A 14,782-nucleotide genomic window follows, 5' to 3' on the forward strand; every position below is an offset into this window, starting at 1 on the left:
TGAGTGAAAGGCTATTTTCGTTGATATCTAATATGCCATCAATGGCGTCACCTGTAATTCAGTGTCACGATTTTCATAACAATCTAGAGGTAATCAAGCTTATTTAGAACTGTTTACAGTCATCTTCAGTAATCTAGAGTCATCTTCGGTGATCTATAGTTATCTTCAGCAATTTAGAGTTATTCCCAGCAATTTGAAGTTATCTCCTGCAATTTATAGATACTTACTGGTATCCAAAAACACAATCTTGCTTGGTTTCATTCCACAAAGGGTATTGCTTCATGACTTGGGTGTAGAGCTTACTTTCCAGGTGCGATCTTAACCAACGTCCTACGTTTTGATATTCCGATTTCACAAACCACTTCTTTTCGACTCGCACAAACTGACTGACGAAAGGCATCACCGCAAAATCGGCCAAGCTTGGGCTTTCTCCAAAAAAGTAGGGCTGATCGGTAAGTCGCACTTCTAACTGCTTAATGAAGGTTTCGCAGGCTTGTCGGCGTTGTTCAACATCGATGTTTCGGTAACGAACCGATGCACGATACCTTTCTAAGTGACCAATAAATTCTTCATCGTTGGTTTTAATGAGCTGCTGAACTTGTTCGCTAAGCGTTGGATTGCTTGAACGCAGAAGATCTTGAGGATCGTTTTGTTGAAGTGACCAGTTCATCACATCCAAGCTCTGTTCAATGACTTGTCCATTGGGTAACACCAATACAGGCACTGTTCCTTTTGGCGAACTGGCCAATAGTTCGCTAGGCTTGTCTTTGGTAACGATTTCTCGAAGTAACACTTTTTGCTGTGATAGTGCGATGCCCATTCGTCCGCGCATTGCATAAGGGCAACGGCGTAAAGAATAAAGGATAGGTAGATCGGATTCGTTCGGCATTATTGAGGTCATTTAGTTTGAAAAGTGTTGTACGGTGGTAAAGAGATCGTGATGTGGGTAGAATACGCGGCTTAAAAATTATAAGTAAGTGAGCGACTTCAAAAATGAGCAGAAAAATTGAGTTATTAGCCCCAGGTGGCGATGTAGAAGCGATAAAAGCCGCCATCGTAGCGGGTGCTAATGCAGTTTATTGTGGTTTAGACACATTCAACGCTCGTAACAGAGCCTCTAACCTGTCGTTAGACGAATTGAATGGTGTGATTCGCCTTGCTCATGAATACGGCTGTGAAGTGTTCCTGACTCTTAACGTTGTGCTACTGGAGCACGAGACTAAGAGCATCACCAAACTGCTGAACCAGCTTGTGAACACCAAAGTGGACGGCATCATTGTTCAAGACTTGGGTTTATTCAACCTGGTTAAGAAGCATTTCCCATCGTTAGACGTTCACGCGTCGACTCAGTTAACTACGCACAACGAAGGCCAGATTAAGTTCTTGTCTAAGATTGGCGCGACGCGCGTTAACTTGTCTCGTGAGTTGAACCTGCCTGAAATCAAGATGCTGACGGAAGTGGCACACGATCACGACGTATTAACCGAAGTGTTCGTACACGGCGCTCTGTGTATCGCATTCTCTGGTCAATGTTACTCAAGCTCAGTAAGTGTGGGTAACTCAGGTAACCGTGGTCGTTGTAGCCAAGCGTGTCGTGATGAGTACGAAATCACCAACGCGGGCAACAAGTTCCCACTTAACCTGAAAGATAACTCAGCTTACTACGACCTACCTGAATTGGTTGATGCGAAAGTCGACTCATTGAAAGTAGAAGGCCGTATTAAAGGCGCACACTACGTTTACACTGTGGTAGACACATGGCGTAAACAGATTGATAGCTTTGTAGAAAGTGGTTTGTTGATCGAAGACGATTCGAACCTACACAAAGTATTCAACCGTGATTTCACCAACTCTTTCCTAAAGGGCAACCTAACGAAAGACATGTTCATCGATAACCCGCGCGACAACAGCATGAACTACGCTGTTGAAAAAGCGACGGAGCAGAACAACGAAATCTCAGTTGTACAGATTCAAGAAGTGACCAACGAACTTCACCAAGCGAAAGACGTTCTTGGTAACGAAATGCGTGACAAGATCGAGTTCCTTGATATTCGCAAGACACCAGTAGCACTGTCGTTCAGCGTAAAAGTGGGTCAACCATTTACGGTGACTGTGAACACGCCAAAAGAGAACTTTACTCTTCAATCTAAATCGCTATTGAAAGCGGTTGAAGAGAAGGCGATTACTCAAGAGCTACTTGAGAAGCGATTCAAAAACGTGAAGAGTGCAGTTCACACGCTAGAAAGCCACGACTTCAGTGAAGTGGATGCAGGCTTGTTGATTCCTCTAAAAGAAGTTTCAGACCTAAAAGACGAGATCGACTTCATTCTGAACGGCTCTGTGGAAGTGATTAAGCACGTTGAAGTGCCAGCACTGCCTCAGCACCCTAAAGTGAACGAGAAGCCGACTATGTCGATGCTTATCGCCGATGTAGAAGACTTACACCTGTGTGACGTGACTGACGCGGATGTTTACTTCAAACTTCCAGAAAGCTTCAAGAAGCGTTGTAACAAGTACATCGACATCTTGGCAGCAAACCCACGTTTGATTCCTTGGTTCCCAGCGGTATTGATCGGTAAAGATTACGACGAAGCGGTTCGTATTCTTGAAGAGATCAAGCCAGCTCGCATCGTAACCAACAACACGGGTATTGCTTACAAAGCTTACGAGATGGGTATTGAGTGGGTTGCAGGCCCGTTCATGAACACGACCAACTCTCACGCACTGGTTACTCTGAAAGAAGAGCTGAACTGTGCAGGCGCATTCATTTCGAACGAGATCAACAAAGGTCAGATTCGTCATATTCGTCGCCCAGAGAACTTCAAACTGTTCTACAGCATTTACCACCCAATCTTGATGATGACCAGCCGTCAGTGTTTCTTCCAAAGAACCGTGGGTTGTAACAAGCCAAGCATCGAAGCAGGTTGTATGTTGAAGTGTGAGAAAGCGACCACGATTACCAACGTGAAAGGCATCTCTTTTGCGGTTGATAAACAGAAGGGTGGCTACCCAAGCATTTACAACCACGAGCAGTTCTTGAACCACGACGCAGTAACTGACTTCTCTGGTCTGTTCGACGAGTTCTTCATTGACCTAACCAACATCGGTGCAGGTTCTAAAGAAGTGAAAGACAAAGTTGAGCTTATCAAGCATTTCGAAGCGCTACTGAACGGCGTTGAAGGTTCACAACAGAACCTAGAGCAGATGGTTGAAGTTCGAACTAATGCTCAGTACGTGCAAGGTCTATAGCGTACAAGGTTTATAGGGTTCAATGTCTATGGGCTGTAAGGCTTATAGCTTCTAACGCAAAGAGCGTTCAAGGTTTATAACGCTCAACCGCTTATAAGCACTCTGAACCAATAAACAAAAGGCCACTCAATCGAGTGGCCTTTTTAATGTCTGAAACTTTCTGAATCTTTCTCAACCAACGAATACGTTATTCTGTCACGGCTTCTTGTTTGAAGCATGGGCTTTTCAACGTGTTCATCTTTTCGATTTCATTGGTTAAGCGCAGCGAGAGCAGGGCTTTCTGGTTCGAAGCAAAATCAAACATCACGATAGTCGCAGTGCCAACGGTCGTCAGTTTCTGTTGAGCCTTACTGACAATCGCGTATTCCATGGTGAATCGGTCATCTTGAATATCGGTAACACGTGAGCCGACCATCAAGGTATCTGGATACGTGACTGGGCGGAAATACTTACAGTAAGTGTCACCAAGAACAGGACCAACTTTGGTAATCGCCATCTCTTCCATCAGCTCGACGTGCTTGAAAAAATCTAAGCGAGCGGTTTCGAAATAGCGAAAATATACAGCGTTGTTAACGTGATTGAGTGCGTCCATTTCTCCCCAAGCGACAGGGATTTCTGTTACTACCGGGTAGTCAGATAATAGTGCTTCCATGCGAACTCTCTTATTGTTATGTAGGGATAAGTTGTTATTGGAATAAAAACCCTACCGCTAAATTAACAAAACTGCAACACGCGTGATTTAAGTTTTTGAAGCTTGAAACCACACAATGTCAGTGACTTAGTTGCACATCCACTCAATAGTTAGGCACTAAGGTGTTTGAATTGCAGCTCAACCAAGCGTTGGTACAATTCGCAGCTATTGATGAGAGACTGGTGGTCGCCGATGTCTACTAGTTGTCCTTTATCGAGCACCGCAATTTGGTCGGCGTGTTTAATTGTTGATAATCGATGGGCGATAATGATCGTCGTTCTGCCACGCATTAACTCTTCTAACGCTTGTTGTACGTGATGCTCACTTTCACTGTCTAGTGCGCTGGTTGCTTCATCCAACAATAGAATATTTGGATCTTTCAAGATGGCACGTGCGATAGCAATACGTTGTCTCTGCCCACCAGAAAGCCTTACACCACGTTCACCAAGAAAGCTGTTGTAGCCATCAGGTAGGTTTTGAATGAACTCGTGTGCGTGCGCTTTCTTCGCCGCTTCGATCACTTGCTCGTCTGTTGCCTGCGGGTTGCCGTAGCGAATGTTATGGAACACATCGTTACTGAACAGAGCAGGTTGTTGCGGTACCAATGCCATCTGCTTTCTTAGCTCGTTAGGATCAAACTGATTCAGTTCAACACCGCCTAAGGTGACCTTACCCACTTGTGGGTCGTAGAAACGTTGCAGCAGTTCGAACAGGGTAGTTTTACCTGCGCCAGACGGGCCAACCAGTGCCAACACTTTGCCTTCATGGGCAGTAAGCGTGAGGTTGCTTGTTGCGGGTTGGTCCGGTCTTGATGGATAACAGAAGGTCACATCATCAAATGCAACTTCTGGCGTTACGTTAGCAAGCGAAGTTGGATTCGCAACTGGCGCAACAATATGGCTTTCAACTTGTAGGATCTCGATTAATCGCTCGGTCGCACCTGCCGCGCGTTGCAGTTCACCCATCACTTCAGAAATCGTACCTAACGATGAAGCAACCATAATTGCGTAGAACACAAACGCCGCTAAGTCACCAGCCGACATAGTGCCGTTGATAACATCACTGCCGCCAACCCAAAGCATGCCTGCAATAGCACTAAATACAATCACGATAACGCCAGAAATAAGAATCGCGCGCTGTTTTACACGCTGGCGACCAATCTCATACGCCTTTTCCACTTCTACCGCGAATGATGCTTTCTCTTGCTCTTCTCGGCTGTAGCTTTGCACCGTTTTAATGTGCTCAATTGCCTCACCTGCGTAAGAACCCACATCAGACATGGAATCTTGGCTTTGGCGAGATAGGGCTCTTACACGGCGCCCATAAACAAGGATCGGAATCAAGATAAATGGCACCGAGGCCAATACAATCAACGTCAGCTTAATATTGGTCGCAAACAGCATGATGATTGCACCAATACACATCAACGCGCTGCGCATCGCCATAGAGAACGATGAACCTATGATGCTTTGAAGCAGAGTAGTATCCGTGGTGATTCGCGACATGATGTCGCCACTGCCATTGGTTTCAAAGTAGCTCGGGTGCAGCGTCACCACGTGATTGAAAACCGACAGGCGTATATCCGCACTTACTCGCTCACCAACAGAAGAGACCAAATAGAAGCGGAAGAAGGTGCCAATCGAGATCAGCACGACCACCACCATGATGAATTGAATCGCGCTGCCTAAGTCTGACAACGATTGTTGGCTGAAGCCTTGGTCGATAAGAAGACGAATACCGTGTCCGACTGAAAGGGTTAAGCTCGCTGTGAAGATCAACGCGATCAACGCAGCAATAACACGACCTTTATAAGGCTGAATGAATTTACTCAGCTCAAACAAAATACTGAGGCTTTTTTTCTCAGGTTTGGGTTCTGGCGCTTGTTGAGTCGATCGCTGAGTCTGTCGCTGGTTCGAGTCGAGCGTAGAAGAGACATCGTTTTGCATATGACTGCCTTAATGTGTTGTCGCTTTAAAAATAGATGGCTTGTTGCTTATGGCTAATTGCCTGTACTGCGCGTTGTTCGCTGGGCAGTAATTGTTGTTGAGAATCGAACCCATTAAAGCATTTATTGCGCTGTGACGCTCCCTAGGAAACTCAATTTCCAATATTTCATCAACACTAAGTGAATAATTCGAAACGACCTTAAAGGAAAACTAAGCATTTTGATCCAGTCAGTTGGATAGGAAACCAAGCTATTTAACCCTAATTTTTATGCAAGTAAATTAGCGTTGATAGGAGAGTGCACACATAAACAAGCAACCGTGCGATGATTTATAAACTGATAGCAAAACGTTTGCTATTTATCTCGATATTAGCTTTATCAATGACTTGTAAGTTTTGGTTGTAAGACCAGTTATAGCGACTGTTTTTTGTGGAATATTTGTTACAAAAATTCAACAAAGTAGTTTTTTATACATTTTTCTTGCATAAAAACTCGGATTGAATAGAATAACCAACAAATGACAATTAATGCAGTATTGTGGCATGAGTATTCAAGTAAAGAGCATCAACAAATCATACGGTGATACCCAAGTTCTTCACGACATCAGTTTCGACTGTGAGAGTGGCGAAACCTTGGTATTGCTTGGCCCAAGCGGCGCGGGCAAGAGTTCATTACTGCGTGTATTGAACCTGCTAGAAATCGCGGACAACGGCGAATTAGACATTGCGAACGAGCAATTCGATTTTTCAAGCCAAATCCAAGAGAAGCAGGGGCTTAAACTTCGTCGTAAAGTCGGCATGGTGTTCCAGCAATACAACTTATGGCCACACATGACGGTGATGGAAAACTTGATTGAAGCACCAACCAAAGTGGCGGGTTTGGATAAGCAAGAAGCGATTAAGCAAGCGCAAGAAGTCCTAAAGACACTTCAACTTGCCGACAAAGCAGACGCTTGGCCACTTCAACTGTCTGGCGGTCAACAACAGCGTGTTGCGATTGCACGTGCGCTGATGATGAAACCGGATGTGTTGTTGTTTGATGAACCAACAGCGGCGCTTGATCCTGAGATCACCAACCAAGTCGTGAGCATTATTAAAGAATTGAGCGGAACGGGCATTACCCAAGTGGTCGTGACGCATGAAGTCGATTTCGCGAAGAAGATTGCTAGCCACGTTCTGTACCTAGAAAAAGGGTACATCGTTGAACACGGCACCAGCGATTCATTCGTTAATCCGCAGACACCTGAGTTTGCCGAGTATCTGACTCATTAAGTAAGTCACTTATTAAAAGAAAGTTGACTCACTAGATCTAGCTAAACACAACATCAATTAAAACAATCAAATTATAAGAATGGCCACAGGCCGCTATTACACAGTATTCGGAGTAACAAAATGAAAAAGATTCTACTAGCTTCACTTATCGGCCTTGCTTCTTTCAACGCAGCAGCTCAAGAAGAAATCAAATTCGCAATGGAAGCAACGTACGCACCATTCGAATACATGGATGAGAACAACCAAATCCAAGGTTTTGACGTAGACCTAGCAAACGCACTTTGTGAAGAGATGAAAGCGACCTGTACTTTCCACAACCAAGCATTCGATAGCTTGATTCCTGCGCTTAAATTCAAACGTTACGATGCAGCTATCTCAGCAATGGACATCACTGAAGCACGTCTTAAACAGGTGAACTTCTCTAACGCATATTACGACAACTCTGCAGCATTCATCTCTTTCGAAGGCAAAGTAGCAGACCAAGCAGCACTAGAAGGTAAGCGTGTTGGTGTTCAAAACGGTTCTACTCACCAGAGCTTCCTGCTTGAGCAAATGACTGGCGTAACAGCGGTACCTTACTCAAGCTACCAAGATGCATTCATCGACATGAAAAACGGTCGTATCGATTCTGTATTTGGTGACACAGCCGTTGTAGCAGAATGGTTCAAGAAAGAAGACAACCTAACGTATGTTGGCGACCAAGTAACAAACCAAGAGTACTTCGGTAACGGCTTTGGTATCGCAGTAAACAAGAGCAACCAAGAACTTGTAGACCAGCTTAACGTTGCACTTGCAGCAGTGAAAGCGAACGGCGAATACGACAAGATCTTCAACAAGTACTTCGGTAAGTAATTTATGGAATTAACGGGTTACTCTTTAGGACTCGTCGAAGCAAGCTGGATGACTGTTCAGCTTGCATTCGTAAGCCTATTGGTTGGATTGGTTCTAGCAGTTTTGTTTGCAAGTGGTGAGATGTCTCGTCGTATTGCAATCAAATGGCCAACGACTGCATTTGTGACGATTGTTCGTGGTTTACCAGAAATTCTGGTCGTGCTGTTTATCTACTTTGGTTCGACACAAGTTCTGTTTATGATCACTGGCGACTTCATCGAAGTGAGCCCGTTCTTATCTGGTGTTGTTGCACTGTCACTTATCTTTGCTTCTTACGCTTCACAAACCATCCGTGGTGCTTTGAAAGCAGTAAGCAAAGGGCAGAGAGAAGCAGCAAGCGCGCTTGGTATCTCTCAATCACGTTCATTCTTTCGTATAGTTTTACCTCAAGCGGTAAGACACGCACTACCAGGGTTAACCAACCAATGGTTAGTGTTACTAAAAGACACTGCATTAGTATCGCTGATTGGCGTAACGGATTTGTTGAAACAAGCACAACTAACATCCGCTGCAACGCACGAAGCATTTACTTGGTACGCGACAGCAGCAGCAATCTACTTGGTCATCACTTTAATCACACAAAGATTGGTAAAAGTGATTGATGGTAAGTTCTCTATTCAAGGTTTGGGTAACAAAGGGGCAATGGCATGAATCAACAATACCTCTCTCAAATGCTTGAAGGCTTAGTGACCAGTCTTCAACTCACAGGCGCTTCATTGCTGGTTGGTTGTATCTTGTCACTGCTGATGACGGTAACGCTAATCCTAAGAATACCTGCGATTCACTGGTTAACACGCGGCATCATCACGCTGTTCACCGGCACACCATTATTGGTGCAAATCTTCTTGGTGTATTACGGCCCGGGTCAGTTCGATTGGATTCGTGAAAGCTTCATGTGGAGTTGGTTAAGCCAACCTTGGTTCTGCGCAATGTTAGCATTAGCTTTGAACACTGCCGCATACAGCACGCTACTGTTCAGAGGCGCATTCAACGCCATTCCAGCAGGGCAGTGGGAAGCGTGTCGTGCACTAGGTATGGACAAAGTAGCAACGCTTAAAGTGTTACTGCCATATGCACTACGCCGCGCCGTTCCAGCTTACTCGAACGAAGTGATTCTAGTCTTCAAAGGTACGTCACTGGCAAGCACCATCACCATCATGGACTTGATGGGCTACGCTCAGCGTATCAACGGCCAAACCTACGACACGCTAACCGTGTTCGGCATTGCTGGCGCATTCTACTTAGCAGTAAACGGCATACTAACGCTGATTTTCCGCCAAGTAGAGAAGAAAGCCCTCGCATTCGAAGCCGCGTAAGCTAGCCACAAACAAATTTAATTAACGTATAAAGCCTGCCATTTATGTTCGCATAGATGGCAGGCTTTTTTGTGTTTTGGGGCATGTGTAAGGGGACTGTGTTTATATCCAGTTGGTCGGGGTTTTTACGAAATTCATACTATATGGAAATATTCTGCATTTTGTCATTCAATGAGTCTATCTATGTTTTAAGTCACTGAATTGCTGTGATTAATCGTGGTAAATTGCTGTGCATATGAAACTAGATAGAATGATTCTGTATTTAAATGCAGAATTTTTCGGTCTAATAGATGTTAGAAAATTTGGAGAATTCTGGTGTTTGAAAAAGTTGTACTTAGACGCTCAGAGGGCGGTATTCCCGTAACCAAAGGGGAGATCGCTGAGGCGTTATTATTTTATCAAAATATTCACATCATTATTGACTACGCAAGTTTTCATGGTCTTGTAACTCAACTAGGCATGGATCTATTCTTGAGGTTACTTGCTTTACCATGTGTAACTGCGGTGTATACGGAAGAAATCCTGTCAACGTACAATGACAATAATGAGTTTTTGTATGCGGCAATAAAGTTTGTTGGGGATCAAGAGCGAGGGGAGTTACACAGTCGAAAGAAAAGGCTTCAGTACCAAATTGAAAAAATGGGTTTTGATAGAAAGAAATCTTTGAAATACGCAGAACGTTTTTTAAAGCTAGTATCAAAACATGATCTATCAAGTGACCATTTTGTGAAAAATGGCATTACACGCAGTGCTAGAATACAACTTCAAGACCAAGAGTATGTTAATCAATGTGCTCAAAAGGTAGTTTCTAATCAATTAGGTAAAGAAGAGATTGATAGTCGTTTGTTCTTAAATGTCGATTTCCTTGATAACACAGAAAAATTTAAGATACACAGCAATATCGATTTTGATTTCATTACTTTTAAATCGAAGCGCCTTAATCCGAATGTTGGTGACTTCAACCAAGCTACCTTATTGAACCAAATTTTGGAATCTCATGCAGATCTATTGCTTTCATCACATTATGGAGGTGACTTTTTTAGCTCATCAGTTTCATCCCAATTGATTAATATAAAATTCTCTCAGGCAACTAAGAGAACGGAGTTAAACAAAAGTGAACTAGCTTCTTTCAAACATGTGGTTTTAAATGACTTTCCTTCAGTGAAGGAAGTAATAGACTCTGATAGACGATCATTTTCAGAATTTTTAAAATTATTAGAAAAATCTGACAGGTTTAAGAAATGGACAGTTGGAGTTAACCCTGATGTTGGCGTGGTTTCTGAATACCTAAATGAGTTGGGTGGGCAACACTGGTTGGAAAGAACACCGGGAAAAACAATAAGGTATGCTTTGGGCTCAACGATATCTGCTTTTGAGCCATTTATTGGCTCGGCTCTATCACTAGCAGACACACTAATTACTGACAAACTAGCTATCGGTTGGAAGCCTAACCATTTTGTAAACAAGCACGTAAAACCATTTCTTAACGAGGAATAAATTTTCCATACAAAGTATTTAAGAGTGATTCCCAACGCTTGGCATTTTCGGTGTCATCGTTGGGTTTTGTGTTTATGGTGCTATGGTTAGGTTTAGTTGTAGCGTTGCTCACACCTTAATGCGGCGATATGACCCCCTCTGTCAATAAGAGCGTAGAAGTTTCTGCTCCCGCATTTATAGAGCCTTTCTTGTTATTTAAGGGATAGTGTTATTACATAGATGAAGCAAGTAATGTCGTCGGTTCTCATGCTGATATACGTGGATTGCTCATCGTTTGATGAGTAGAGCCTACCTTACTTGTTCCGTCGTAGCACCTGTCTTCAGTCTATGCTCGTGGTTCAATATAGCCGAAGCTATATTGCCTAGCTTGTGTTCTAAGTCTTCCGTTACATTGGGTTTATGAAAGTCTGAGTTGTCCATCGAATAGTCGTGTAACAAGGGCATTTCTCATGCCGTATTTTTGGTAATTAGTTCTTCCTGTCGATTATCGAATTTGTCCTAAACCCACTATAAGGCAGGGAACCCCAATGAATAGAACGCTATGGTTCGCACTCATTTCGCTTTTGTTTTCAATGACAATGGTATTTTGTACATACAGTTATGGAACAGATAGCCACGTTGAAGTAATCACACTCACTTTAGTACTGTCGGGCCCTCTGATTTTGACATTTGCGCTTGTTGTCATTTTTTGTGGCGCACCAGTTATTAACAAGTACAAGTTACTTGGAACCATCGCAATTTGTGTGCATGGATTTACAGCCTCACTGCATGTGCTGTGGAACGGTTTTATGTTTGTCGATGTGATTAATAAACAAGGCTTAGGTCCGGGACAAGGTTATTCTGGTTTGATACTTTGGGTTGGTAGTATCAAGGCGATGCTACTTGGTTTGGTTGTGGGAGTATGCCTGCATTACTTGCTACGATTTTTTAGAAAGGCTGCAGTAAGATAACTGTTGGCTAGTTAGTGGATTGTTCGTTGTCTATAGGAGTTGCCACTGTGTTTTATAGTAAGGAATCCAACAAGGGATTGCTGCTCATCCTTGTTGCGATAAGCGCTTTCATTGTCGTTACCTCTGATAATAACCCCGGGACATTAATCGCTCACGCCATCAACGGCTTAATTGCTTTGCTCTTTTTCTCCATGACCATTGAGGTCAAAGACAATGTACTAAGCTGGTATTTCGGCTTTGGCTTTTGGCGTAAGAATGTAGAAGTGTCAGACATTACAGAGACATCGTTTTATCAAAGCAAGTGGTATCAAGGTATTGGTATCCGAATGCTGAGCGATGGTTGGTTGTATAATGCATCGATAGGTTCAGCGTTGAAGTTAAGCCTAAGTAATGGAAAGCATGTTTACATTGGTTGTAAGGATACGGACGGTTTAAAGTTGGCCTTGCAAACCGCTAACGAACAGATAACTCAAAATCGATTTACGAGGCTTGGCACTTTTCGTTTAAAGTTGGGCTAATGTTTAAGGTTCTATGCTTTAAGTAAGCTGGACTTTAATATCACAACAAATGAATCGGAGGTTGAATGGACAGAGCAATCAAAACACATTTCGACGAGTATCCCGATGATGTTCGAGCTCGGCTTGAAGAGTTGCGTTCATTAATCTTTGAGCTTTGCTCTGATTTGGATTTAGGTGACGTCGAAGAGTCTCTGAAATGGGGCGAGCCGAGTTACAGCGTTAAGACGGGCAGTCCAATTCGAATCGATTGGAAATTAAAATCGCCAAACAACTATTACTTGTTCTTTAACTGCCAAACGAAGCTAATCGACACATTCAGAGAATTGCACGATGGCACATTGGTATTTCAAGGTAATCGTGCAATCGTCTTGAAACTGACTGAACCACTTCCCAAGGCACCAATCAAGCAGTGCTTGGAGTTAGCCTTAACTTATCAGCAACGAAAACATCTCCCACTTCTTGGCGCGTAGTTCTTATATGTTGTCATTATATTTCTTAAACAGGTTTTCTGTGTTCTAGCTATCACTCTTTAAAGTGCTAAGACTGTACCATCTTGATTAGTATCAAGAGGCTAGGGAATCTCTATAACCAACGCTGATTGTATTGCTTACCGTTTAAAAAGGTGTTCTAGTCACCTTGTATTTCAAACTTAAAAGGAAGTTGTATGAATTTAGATAAAGCCAAAAAACGTATCGCAAAGCAGGTTAAAAAAGGCGACCACGGATACCCAAAAATCACGTTAGCGTATTACGGGACGACCAAAGATCTCGCAACGGAAGTCGCGGTTCAATTTATGCTGGGTGAGGGCGATGGTGTTCAAGAAGAGCGTTTTTCTTGTAAAACCGAAATCCGAGATAATGAGTTAGTTCAAACGACGTTACTCAAGATAATCGAGCGAGCAAATGTTAACTCAGTGATTGAAGTTGAAGGCGTGGCTGTTCTTTAGTTTGCTTTAGCCTGGAAACGAAGCCAACACGAGAACTCAGGTGTATAATCCACATTTTTATCAAATTGGGCAGGACACATGGCGATCTCGTTTGAAACTCAAAGACTAAAAGTAGAAGAAGTCGCAGGTGAACTTACTGTTCCTGAACGTTCGGCTCTGCTTGAGCGAGTACCTGGCATTCTAATCCCGTCAGTCGTTGAAAACCTTCCACCATACTTTCACGGTATTGTGTCAGGTGAGCTGGCTGAAATTTGGCTCGACCGAATGTTGTCGGGGAGCCGCTTACTTCAAGTGAAATCCAACGATAATCAATTGATTGGTTTTCTGTTCGCTTATGTAGAAGACGAAAGTGATGCTCATATTGGCTACTTGCTTGCAGAAGAGTTCTGGGGCAAGGGTTTAGCGAGTGAGCTACTGAAGGGTTTCATCACAGAAGTCGCTAAAATGGAGTCATGGTCAACACTGACTGGCGGTGTCGATCGTTCAAACATAGCCTCTACACACTTACTTAATAAGCTAGGTTTTGTTGAGCAAGCCTCTGACGAAAGTGCCGTGGTTTTCTATGAATATAAGCTTTCTCGTCTTAACTCTTAATTCTTAACTCTGAGCTCTCAGCTCTTAATTTCTAATCCCTAACTCAAGCCACATCTGCGTTATACATTCATTGCCAATGTTTACGTCAATTGATAGGGAAGAAACCTTATTACACCATTCAACTGAGAACCGAGAGCAGCGAGTCTAGTTAACGTGGGCTAATTCGGCACTCTGTGTTTCATTAGCGACTTTCCAATCGCCCCCTAAGGCTTTATAGAAAACAGGCTTTGTATCCACATTAGACCATACTGGTTTAGCGACCTCGACCATCTACCATTACGATGATTGTTTTAGAGATGATGCTGAGATCAGCGGCAATCCAAGACTTAACCGAACATAGGCTTAGTGCATAACTGTGGTCAAAACCTACTTTACGACGTACATCATCAATACAGGTGTCGTAACCTTGATTTACTTGTGCAAGCCCTGTAATACCAGGCATTACACCGTATGTACGGTCGGCAAAGTAAGGAATTTCGTTCTCTAGTTTGGTGTAAAAAGTAGGGCGTTCAGGGCGCGGGCCAATTAGAGACATTTCACCTTTCAGTACATTGATCAGTTGTGGCAGTTCATCAAGACGTGTCTTTCTCAAAAAGCGGCCAACAGGCGTGATTCGTGGGTCATTCGCGGTAGCCCAAACTGCACCAGAGCGAGTTTCTGCATCCTCGTACATGCTACGGAATTTCATGATCTCAAAGATTTCCATTTTCTCCGGTGTCGATTTACCAACGCGCAATTGACGGTAGAAAATAGGGCCACGAGAAGTGAGTGCAATCGCCATCGCAATCAACGGAAATACGGGCGCTAGCAAAATCAAAGCAATCAGTGAGCTTACAAAATCGAAAGTACGTTTAGCACGTGAGATTTTGTATTGGTATAGGTTTTGGGTAGATAGCTGTTCGATGTTCATCATA

At 43.4% G+C, this 14,782-nt stretch carries 15 protein-coding genes; 11 read left to right on the forward strand and 4 right to left on the reverse strand.

The window, feature by feature from the left end; translation table 11 throughout:
• Positions 1–223: 223 nt before the first annotated feature.
• Complete coding sequence (locus AB6F11_RS02000; protein WP_240698159.1) at positions 224–820, reverse strand: glutathione S-transferase; 597 nt, start codon at positions 818–820, stop codon at positions 224–226.
• 173 nt (positions 821–993) lie between these two features.
• Here AB6F11_RS02000 and AB6F11_RS02005 point away from each other — a divergent pair, with 173 nt between their 5' ends.
• Positions 994–3,249, forward strand: a complete 2,256-nt coding sequence (locus tag AB6F11_RS02005; protein ID WP_017061818.1) for a peptidase U32 family protein — start codon at positions 994–996, stop codon at positions 3,247–3,249.
• A 187-nt stretch (positions 3,250–3,436) separates the two neighbouring features.
• Here AB6F11_RS02005 and AB6F11_RS02010 read toward each other — a convergent pair whose 3' ends face one another.
• Positions 3,437–3,901, reverse strand: a complete 465-nt coding sequence (locus AB6F11_RS02010; RefSeq protein ID WP_017061819.1) for a thioesterase family protein — start codon at positions 3,899–3,901, stop codon at positions 3,437–3,439.
• 149 nt (positions 3,902–4,050) lie between these two features.
• Positions 4,051–5,886, reverse strand: a complete 1,836-nt coding sequence (locus AB6F11_RS02015; protein ID WP_017061820.1) for an ABC transporter ATP-binding protein/permease — start codon at positions 5,884–5,886, stop codon at positions 4,051–4,053.
• Positions 5,887–6,427: 541 nt separating this feature from the next.
• Between AB6F11_RS02015 and artP the strand changes: the two genes are divergently transcribed.
• The 10 genes from artP (at position 6,428) to AB6F11_RS02065 (ending at position 13,868) form a co-directional block, all read left to right on the forward strand.
• Positions 6,428–7,156, forward strand: a complete 729-nt coding sequence (gene artP / locus AB6F11_RS02020; protein ID WP_032545343.1) for an arginine ABC transporter ATP-binding protein ArtP — start codon at positions 6,428–6,430, stop codon at positions 7,154–7,156.
• A 120-nt stretch (positions 7,157–7,276) separates the two neighbouring features.
• Positions 7,277–8,008: a lysine/arginine/ornithine ABC transporter substrate-binding protein gene (locus AB6F11_RS02025; protein WP_017063913.1), complete on the forward strand. Its 732-nt coding sequence runs from the start codon at positions 7,277–7,279 to the stop codon at positions 8,006–8,008.
• A gap of 3 nt (positions 8,009–8,011) precedes the next feature.
• The gene (artQ, locus tag AB6F11_RS02030; protein ID WP_017083621.1) at positions 8,012–8,698 is read left to right on the forward strand and encodes an arginine ABC transporter permease ArtQ; all 687 of its coding nucleotides are present in this window, start codon (positions 8,012–8,014) and stop codon (positions 8,696–8,698) included.
• Positions 8,695–9,363: an arginine ABC transporter permease ArtM gene (gene artM, locus AB6F11_RS02035; RefSeq protein ID WP_102393709.1), complete on the forward strand. Its 669-nt coding sequence runs from the start codon at positions 8,695–8,697 to the stop codon at positions 9,361–9,363. Before artQ ends, artM begins: the two co-directional genes overlap by 4 nt.
• Before the next feature lie 315 nt (positions 9,364–9,678).
• A complete protein-coding gene (locus AB6F11_RS02040) occupies positions 9,679–10,860 on the forward strand; it encodes a hypothetical protein (RefSeq protein WP_102398035.1) in 1,182 nt (393 codons plus the stop codon).
• 527 nt (positions 10,861–11,387) lie between these two features.
• The gene (locus tag AB6F11_RS02045; protein WP_102393711.1) at positions 11,388–11,810 is read left to right on the forward strand and encodes a hypothetical protein; all 423 of its coding nucleotides are present in this window, start codon (positions 11,388–11,390) and stop codon (positions 11,808–11,810) included.
• A 26-nt stretch (positions 11,811–11,836) separates the two neighbouring features.
• A complete protein-coding gene (locus AB6F11_RS02050) occupies positions 11,837–12,328 on the forward strand; it encodes a hypothetical protein (protein ID WP_102393712.1) in 492 nt (163 codons plus the stop codon).
• A 65-nt stretch (positions 12,329–12,393) separates the two neighbouring features.
• Positions 12,394–12,798, forward strand: coding sequence for a DUF1801 domain-containing protein (locus AB6F11_RS02055; protein WP_102393713.1), 405 nt, complete (start codon positions 12,394–12,396; stop codon positions 12,796–12,798).
• A gap of 194 nt (positions 12,799–12,992) precedes the next feature.
• A complete protein-coding gene (locus tag AB6F11_RS02060; RefSeq protein ID WP_102393714.1) occupies positions 12,993–13,274 on the forward strand; it encodes a hypothetical protein in 282 nt (93 codons plus the stop codon).
• Positions 13,275–13,352: 78 nt separating this feature from the next.
• Positions 13,353–13,868: a GNAT family N-acetyltransferase gene (locus AB6F11_RS02065; RefSeq protein ID WP_102393715.1), complete on the forward strand. Its 516-nt coding sequence runs from the start codon at positions 13,353–13,355 to the stop codon at positions 13,866–13,868.
• A gap of 253 nt (positions 13,869–14,121) precedes the next feature.
• On the opposite strand, the gene AB6F11_RS02070 is transcribed toward AB6F11_RS02065, so the two are convergent.
• Positions 14,122–14,781 (reverse strand): sugar transferase, encoded by a 660-nt coding sequence (locus tag AB6F11_RS02070; RefSeq protein ID WP_017063903.1) that lies wholly within the window; start codon positions 14,779–14,781, stop codon positions 14,122–14,124.
• Position 14,782: the final 1 nt, after the last annotated feature.

This window comes from Vibrio sp. 10N.247.311.14, assembly GCF_041467715.1.
Classification (GTDB): Bacteria; Pseudomonadota; Gammaproteobacteria; order Enterobacterales; family Vibrionaceae; genus Vibrio; species Vibrio crassostreae_C.

Coding starts and splice junctions, on each gene's coding strand:
- artM (WP_102393709.1), top strand. CDS start 8,695: ATGAATCAACAATACCTCTCTCAAATGCTTGAAGGCTTAGTGACCAGT.
- AB6F11_RS02015 (WP_017061820.1), bottom strand. CDS start 5,886: ATGCAAAACGATGTCTCTTCTACGCTCGACTCGAACCAGCGACAGACT.
- artP (WP_032545343.1), top strand. CDS start 6,428: ATGAGTATTCAAGTAAAGAGCATCAACAAATCATACGGTGATACCCAA.
- artQ (WP_017083621.1), top strand. CDS start 8,012: ATGGAATTAACGGGTTACTCTTTAGGACTCGTCGAAGCAAGCTGGATG.
- AB6F11_RS02045 (WP_102393711.1), top strand. CDS start 11,388: ATGAATAGAACGCTATGGTTCGCACTCATTTCGCTTTTGTTTTCAATG.
- AB6F11_RS02065 (WP_102393715.1), top strand. CDS start 13,353: ATGGCGATCTCGTTTGAAACTCAAAGACTAAAAGTAGAAGAAGTCGCA.
- AB6F11_RS02000 (WP_240698159.1), bottom strand. CDS start 820: ATGGGCATCGCACTATCACAGCAAAAAGTGTTACTTCGAGAAATCGTT.
- AB6F11_RS02005 (WP_017061818.1), top strand. CDS start 994: ATGAGCAGAAAAATTGAGTTATTAGCCCCAGGTGGCGATGTAGAAGCG.
- AB6F11_RS02060 (WP_102393714.1), top strand. CDS start 12,993: ATGAATTTAGATAAAGCCAAAAAACGTATCGCAAAGCAGGTTAAAAAA.
- AB6F11_RS02010 (WP_017061819.1), bottom strand. CDS start 3,901: ATGGAAGCACTATTATCTGACTACCCGGTAGTAACAGAAATCCCTGTC.
- AB6F11_RS02055 (WP_102393713.1), top strand. CDS start 12,394: ATGGACAGAGCAATCAAAACACATTTCGACGAGTATCCCGATGATGTT.
- AB6F11_RS02070 (WP_017063903.1), bottom strand. CDS start 14,781: ATGATGAACATCGAACAGCTATCTACCCAAAACCTATACCAATACAAA.
- AB6F11_RS02025 (WP_017063913.1), top strand. CDS start 7,277: ATGAAAAAGATTCTACTAGCTTCACTTATCGGCCTTGCTTCTTTCAAC.